Origin of the sequence: Corallococcus sp. CA041A (assembly GCF_003612075.1) — a bacterium.
In the GTDB taxonomy this organism is placed as follows: domain Bacteria; phylum Myxococcota; class Myxococcia; order Myxococcales; family Myxococcaceae; genus Corallococcus; species Corallococcus exiguus.
Map to the genome: position 1 here is coordinate 1 of NZ_RAWF01000440.1, position 4289 is coordinate 4289.

Here is a 4289-nt window from a genome sequence, read left to right on the forward strand (position 1 = left end):
GCCGTGTGCGGCGCGGGCTCGGGGGCCGGGGCCGGCGTGGGCGCCGGAGCCGGCTCGCGGGCCTTCTGGGCCTCGGTCGTGATGACCTGGTCCATGGCCTGCCCCAGCGACTTGTGGGCGGTGACGCCCGGCTGGTCACCCCAGCCGTTCTTCAGCGCCTGGTGCTGGCCGCCAAGCTTCTCCGCCGCGCGCCAGTCCTGTTCGAACAGGCGCTGGTTCACGATGCCAATCTCGTACTGGCCCACCGCGGCGGGGCGGGGGGGAGGACCGTCCGGCTGGGCATCCTGCATGGTGACGACCTGGATGCGCCAGGCCCACACCGCGCCCACGAAGAAGAGGACCATGGCGCCCACACCGACGCCGATGATCTTCCCCATGACCAGATGGTCTTCCTCGGCGGCGACGCCATGCGCGCCGACGATGACCCGCGATTCGACTTCGGACTGGGTCTTCTTCATGGCTGCACGTACCTCAGGGACTCCGCGATGTAGGGGTCCTTCACCGGGAACGTGTACTTGTTGCGCGCCCGGTACAGGGCGTAACCCACCGAGACTCCGCCCACGCCCACGAAGGCCGTGATGAGCGTCCAGTGGAACGTCGGACCGGCCTCACCGGAGTACGCCGGCCAGATGAGCCAATACAGGTCCACGGCGTGCATGAGAAGCATGTAGACGGCGGCGATGGCCAGGGTCCCGGTCTTCTCCTTCAGCTTGCGTGACAGCAGCGTGAAGAACGGCAGCACGAAGTGGCCGAAGAAGATGACCAGGGAGACGCCGCGCCACGGGCCGTACATGCGCAGGCCGTACCACGGGGCCTCTTCCGGGATGTTGGCGATCCACACCAGCAGGAACTGGGAGAAGCCGATGTAGGCCCAGAACGCCGTGAAGGCGAAGATGAGCTTGCCCAGGTTGTGGTAGTGCGGCGTCTTCACCAGGCTGCCGTACAGGTCCTTGCCCTGGGCCCGGATCGTGGCCAGCGTGAGGACGCAGAAGGCGGCCAGGAAGCTGCCGGCGAAGTAGTAGACGCCGAAGATGGTGGACTGCCACAGCGGGGTGAGGCTCATCAGCCAGTCGAAGGACGCGAAGGTGATGGTCAGCGCCAGGAAGGGCAGGGCGCCCGGGGAGAAGCGGCGCTGCTTGACGGTGAGCTCCAGGCCGCCCACCTCGTCCTGCTGGGTGCTCCATCCGTACAGCCGCTGGGAGACGAAGATCCACACCGCGAAGTAGATGACCTGGCGGACGGCGAAGAAGGTCCCGTTCAGGTAGTGGGCCTTCTTATGCGACAGGTGCTCCACCTCGATGCCGTGGATGTGGGCGGCCAGCGGCGAGCCATCCACCCAGGGGTACATGTGCTTCATCATGGGGATGAAGGCGAGGATGAGCACCGCGAAGACGGGCACCGCGATGGACATCGTCTCCATGGCGCGGCGCAGGACGATGGGCCACTTCGCCTTCGCCGTGTGGAAGATGGCCAGCATGATGAGGGCGGACACGCTGATGCCGACCCAGTAGGTGAAGCCCAAGAGGTAGCTGAAGCTGGTCGCCTCGGGGTTCATGAAGAAGCCCACGGCGGTGAGCACGAGGCCCACCACGCCCAGGCCGAACGCGGGCACCATCAGCTTGGGCGTGCCGGTGTAGCGCTCCATGGCAGTCATCGGTTCTCCTGCGGGACGGGCTGCGTCCCGGCGGTGCTGCGGGCGGCCTGCAGCGCGCGCACATAGGCGACGACGGCCCAGCGCTCGCGCGTGTCGAGCTCACCCGAGAAGGACGGCATGATGCCGTAGCCCTCGTTGATGGCGGTGTAGAAGTGGCCAGCCGGCTTGTCCGCGAGCTCCAGCAGGGACGGCGGCAGGCGCAGCGCCATGTTCTCCGCGACGACGCTGTTGCCGTCGCCGAGCACGCCATGGCACTGCGAGCAGACGATGTTGTACTTCTTCTGGCCAAGCTCCAGCAGGTGCTTGTCCACCGGAAGCGGGATGGCGTTCACGGCCACGCCATTGGAGCGGCCCGTGGAGATGCCCGGGTTGCCCACCGGCCGCTCGCGCGGGACGGTGCCGGCGGGGGGCACGCGCATGGCGCGCCCGTCCGGCCAGAACTCGGACGTCTCGTAGTACTCGTACTTGGCCTGGTGCTCCATGCGCTGGAGGAACTCCGAGCTGACGTTGCAGCCCGTGAGCGCGGCGAGCCCGGCGGCGGGGATGAGCCACCTCATTCGTTCTCTCCCGACACGACGGTCACGTGGGTCGCGCCCAGGGCCGTCAGCTGGTTCTTGACGTCCGCGGCGTCCGTCCCCGTGGGGTGCGGGATGCTCAGCCAGAAGCCGTGCGTGGACGCGCTGCGGAACTCTTCCGACTCGAAGGCCGGGTGGTAGGGCTGCGGCAACTTACTCAGGCCGAGCAGGCCGAAGAAGATGCCGAACGCGGCGAACAGCACGCTCAACTCGAACGTGATGGGCACCCAGGCCGGGAGGCTCAGCAGCGGACGGCCGCCGACGTTGAGCGGGTAGTCGACGGTGTTCATCCACGTCTGCATCGTGAGGGCGGTCACCATGCCGGTGAGGCCGCCGCCCAGTGCGATGAAGGGCATGCGAGAGGGCGGCAGACCGAGGGCCTCCGACCCGCCGTGCAGCGGGTACGGGGAGTAGGTGTCCATCCCCTGGAAGCCCTTCTCGCGCATCTGCTGCGTGGCGGAGACGAGGGCTTCCGGGGTGGCGAACTCGGCCATCACCCAGGAATCAAGGACCTTGGCTTCCATGATGCTAGTGCGCTCCGTGGGTGGCCGCGGCGTCCGAGCCGTGGTGTCCGTTGCCATGGGCGGCGTGGGCGGCGTGCTTGAGCTCCAGCTGGAGCTCCTTCACCTCGCTCACCGCGACGGCGGGAACGAACTTGAGGAACAGGAGGAACAGGGTGCCGAACAGGCCCAGCGTGCCGATGTAGATGCACCAGTCCACCCAGGTGGGCGTGTAGATGTCCCACGAGGAGGGCAGGAAGTCCTGCGACAGCGACGTCACGATGATGATGAAGCGCTCGCACCACATGCCGATGTTCACCGCGATGGACGCCACCCACATGATGGGGATGCTGGTGCGGGCCTTCCTGAACCAGAAGATGTTCGGGGTGATGACGTTGCAGGCGATCATCAGCCAGTACACGCCGGCGTAGGGGCCCGTGGCGCGGTTCACGTAGAAGGTCCAGAACTCGTACTGGTTCATGGAGTACCAGGCGATGAAGTGCTCCATCATGTACCCGTAGGACACGATGAGGCCCGTCGCGAGGATGACCTTGTTCATGTTCTCCAGGTGGCGGTCGGTAATCACGTCCCGGAGGCCCAGGTACTTGCGGGCGGGGACGATGAGCGTGATGACCATCGCGAAGCCGCTGAACACGGCGCCGGCCACGAAGTAGGGCGGGAAGATGGTCGCGTGCCAGCCCGGAATCTGGGACACGGCGAAGTCGAACGACACGATGGTGTGCACGGACACCACGAGCGGCGTCGAGAGGCCGGCGAGCAGCAGGTAGCCAACCTTGTAGTTGTGCCAGTGACGGCCGGAGCCGCGCCAGCCGAGCGCGAAGAGGCCGTAGATGGTGCGCTGCAGCTTGCCCTTGGACGAGTCACGCAGGGCCGCCAGGTCCGGGATGAGGCCCACGTACCAGAAGAGCGCGGACACCGTGAGGTACGTGGAGATGGCGAACACGTCCCACACGAGCGGCGAGCGGAACTGCGCCCAGGCGCCCAGGGTGCTGGGGTAGGGGAACAGCCAGAAGGCGAACCAGGGACGGCCCGTGTGGAGCAGCGGGAACAGGCCGGCGCACATGACCGCGAACAGCGTCATGGCCTCCGCGAAGCGGTTGATGCTCGTGCGCCACTTCTGCTGGAAGAGCAGGAGGATGGCGGAGATGAGCGTACCGGCGTGGCCGATACCGACCCACCAGACGAAGTTGATGATGTCGAACGCCCAGCCCACCGGCTGGTTGTTGCCCCACACGCCGATGCCGCGCGCGAGGGTGTACGTGACACCAACGACCAGGAGGCCCAGCGCCGCGGACGTGATGCCCAGCAGCATGAACCAGCCCTTGCCGGGCTTGCGCCAGACATGGTCCAGCAGCGTTTCATTGAGGGACTTGTCGTCGTGGTGCGGCGCGACGAGGTCCCGGGGCTCGAGGGGGTCGAGCGGGAGTGCGTGTGCGGTCTCGGCCATGACGGTCAGTGACCTCCTTCATGCGCCGGCGCGGCTTCAGCAGGGGCGGCGGGCACGAGGGCAGGGTTGGGGTTGCGCAGGCGGATGAGGTG

5 protein-coding genes are annotated in these 4289 nt (G+C 67.0%); all 5 read right to left on the reverse strand.

Annotated features, from left to right (window positions below; genetic code table 11):
* A partial coding sequence (locus tag D7V77_RS40540) for a hypothetical protein (RefSeq protein ID WP_120581529.1) occupies positions 1–458 on the reverse strand: 458 nt, incomplete at its 3' end.
* A complete protein-coding gene (locus D7V77_RS40545; RefSeq protein ID WP_120581526.1) occupies positions 455–1654 on the reverse strand; it encodes a hypothetical protein in 1200 nt (399 codons plus the stop codon). The genes D7V77_RS40540 and D7V77_RS40545, both read right to left, overlap by 4 nt.
* Positions 1651–2211 (reverse strand): cytochrome c, encoded by a 561-nt coding sequence (locus tag D7V77_RS40550; protein ID WP_120581527.1) that lies wholly within the window; start codon positions 2209–2211, stop codon positions 1651–1653. The genes D7V77_RS40545 and D7V77_RS40550 overlap by 4 nt, the downstream gene beginning before the upstream one ends.
* Complete coding sequence (locus D7V77_RS40555) at positions 2208–2753, reverse strand: DUF3341 domain-containing protein (RefSeq protein WP_120567452.1); 546 nt, start codon at positions 2751–2753, stop codon at positions 2208–2210. The genes D7V77_RS40550 and D7V77_RS40555 overlap by 4 nt, the downstream gene beginning before the upstream one ends.
* Before the next feature lie 4 nt (positions 2754–2757).
* Positions 2758–4197: an NrfD/PsrC family molybdoenzyme membrane anchor subunit gene (gene nrfD / locus D7V77_RS40560; RefSeq protein ID WP_120581528.1), complete on the reverse strand. Its 1440-nt coding sequence runs from the start codon at positions 4195–4197 to the stop codon at positions 2758–2760.
* Positions 4198–4289: the final 92 nt, after the last annotated feature.